At 78.7% G+C, this 2,122-nt stretch carries 2 protein-coding genes and 1 pseudogene; all 3 read right to left on the bottom strand.

Going from position 1 to position 2,122, the window contains the following annotated elements; genetic code table 11:
• Window positions 1-93: 93 nt before the first annotated feature.
• Complete coding sequence (gene fmt, locus IDM29_RS16405; protein ID WP_182113946.1) at window positions 94-1,071, bottom strand: methionyl-tRNA formyltransferase; 978 nt, start codon at window positions 1,069-1,071, stop codon at window positions 94-96.
• Between the two features lie 9 nt (window positions 1,072-1,080).
• Entirely contained in the window at window positions 1,081-1,719 is a 639-nt protein-coding gene (locus IDM29_RS16400) for an HAD-IA family hydrolase (RefSeq protein WP_182113947.1), read from the bottom strand.
• Window positions 1,716-2,122 (bottom strand): annotated as a pseudogene (locus IDM29_RS16395) (primosomal protein N'); the annotation flags it as partial. The gene IDM29_RS16400 and the pseudogene IDM29_RS16395, both read right to left, overlap by 4 nt.

The following is a 2,122-nucleotide window of genomic DNA, read 5'->3' as shown; positions in this document are numbered from 1 at the left end:
GGCGCCCGGTGGCGTCGCGGCCGCCTCCGGGGCGTCCGCCGTCCGGCCGCCCGCCCTCGGGGCGTGCGCCGTCGCGTCGTCCGTGGCGGTCGCTCATCGGGCGGCCCCTCCCCCGGTCTCCAGCACGGAGGTCTCCAGCACGGTGCCGAGCACCGCGCCGTCGAGGTCGCGCACGCCGCGCGCCCAGTCCGCCGCGGCCATCGGGCGCCGCCCGGCGGGCGAGACCTCCCCGAGCTCGACGGCGTGCGTGCCGGTCCCCACGTGGACGTGCTTCTTGCCCACCGCGACCTGGCCCGGCGCCAGGCCGGTCACCTCGGGACGCGGCACGACGGGCCCCAGGCGCAGCCGCTCGCCGTCCGGGAGCGTGGTCCACGCTCCCGGCGCCGGGGTGACGGCGCGCACCCGGCGGTCGGTCGCCTGGGCCGGGTGCTCCCAGCGGACCCGCCCGTCGTCGGTGGTCAGCCGGGGCGCGTGGCTGACGCCCTCCGCGGACTGCGGGACCGCCACCAGGGCGCCGTCCTCGAGCCCGTCGAGCGTCGCGACGAGCAGGCCGGCGCCCGCGTGCGCGAGGCGCTCCAGCAGGTCGCCCGACGTGTCCCGCGGCCGGACGGTCTCGGTGAGCGTGCCGAGCACCGGGCCGGTGTCCAGGCCCTCGTCGATGCGGAAGGTCGAGGCGCCCGTGACCTCGTCGCCGTGCAGGACGGCGTGCTGCACGGGTGCGGCGCCGCGCCAGGCGGGCAGGAGCGAGAAGTGCAGGTTGATCCACCCGAGCGGCGGGACCTCGAGCACGGCCGGCGGCAGGAGCGCCCCGTAGGCCACCACCGGTGCGCAGTCGGGTCGCACGGCGCGCACCGCCTCCCGGGTCGCCTCGTCGCGCAGCGTCGACGCCTCGATCACGGGGATGCCGGCCTCGAGTGCGCGCTCCTTGACCGGGCTCGGGCGCAGGCGCCGCCCGCGCCCGGAGGGGGCGTCGGGCCGGGTGAGGACCGCGGCGACCTCGTGGCGGGACGCGAGGAGCGCATCGAGGGCCGGCAGGGCGACCGACGGGGTGCCGGCGAAGAGCAGACGCATCCGACGATCCTAGGCTCGCGCCGTCGTCGCCCCGGCCCCCAGGTCGACGCCGAGCTCGCCGAGGTGCCGGCGCAGGGCCGCGTGCGACGTGAAGTGGTGGGCCCGCAGCCCCGCCCGCCCGGCCGCCGCGACGTTCGCGGGCGAGTCGTCGACGAAGAGCGTGCGTCCGGCGTCGAGGCCGAACCGCGTCACCGCGAGGGCGAAGATGCGCGGGTCGGGCTTGGCCAGGCCCTCCCGGCCCGAGACCAGGACGTCCTCGAGCTCGGCGACGACGGGCGCCGCCTGCGCGGCGTGGTGGAACGTCTCGGCCGACCAGTTCGTCAGGCCCAGCAGCCGCATCCCCGCGGCCCGCAGGTCCGCCACGACCTGGGGCGCCCCGTCGACCGGCCCCGGGAGCGCGTCGCGGAAGTGCGCGACGTACGTGTCGAGCATCGGCAGGTGGTGGGGGTGCGACGCCGCGAGGGCGTCGCGCGCCTGCGCCCAGGTGCGGCCCGCGTCCTGCGCGTGGTTGAAGGCGGCGAAGTCGACCTCCTCGAAGAACGCCGTGACGCTGGCGTCGTCGTGCCGGCCGACGTAGGGCAGGCGCGGCTCCCACCGCACGAGGACCTGGCCCAGGTCGAACAGCACGGCGTCGATCTGCCGGCTCACAGCACCTCCAGGGGTTCGACGACGACGCGGACGCTACCGGGCTCGCGGCGGGCGCTGCGGGCGGCGACGGCGGCGGCGACCGCGGTCGTCGCCTCGGCGGCGACCGACCACGGGGACCGGACCAGCGCCCGCACCGGGCGCAGGAGCTCGGGGTCCAGCACGTCCTGCGCGGGGGCCGGTGCGCCGTCGACCGCGAGCGGCCCCAGCACCTGGGACCCGGCGGGCAGCGCGAGGCGCCCGAGCAGGCGCTCCACGGCCTCGCGCGGCCCGTCGAGCGCGATCATGTGGACGGCCGGGGGCAGCGCGAGCTCCGAGCGCTCCGCGAGCTCGCGCTCCGCCAGGTGCCCGGGGTCCCACCGGACCAGCGCCTGGGTCGGGCGCGGCGCGCCGTCGCCCACGAGCA

This window comes from Actinotalea sp. JY-7885 (genome assembly GCF_014525465.1).
Lineage (GTDB): Bacteria > Actinomycetota > Actinomycetes > Actinomycetales > Cellulomonadaceae > Actinotalea.
Note: the sequence above shows the minus strand (reverse complement) of the source record. Positions and strands in the feature narration are given on the sequence as shown.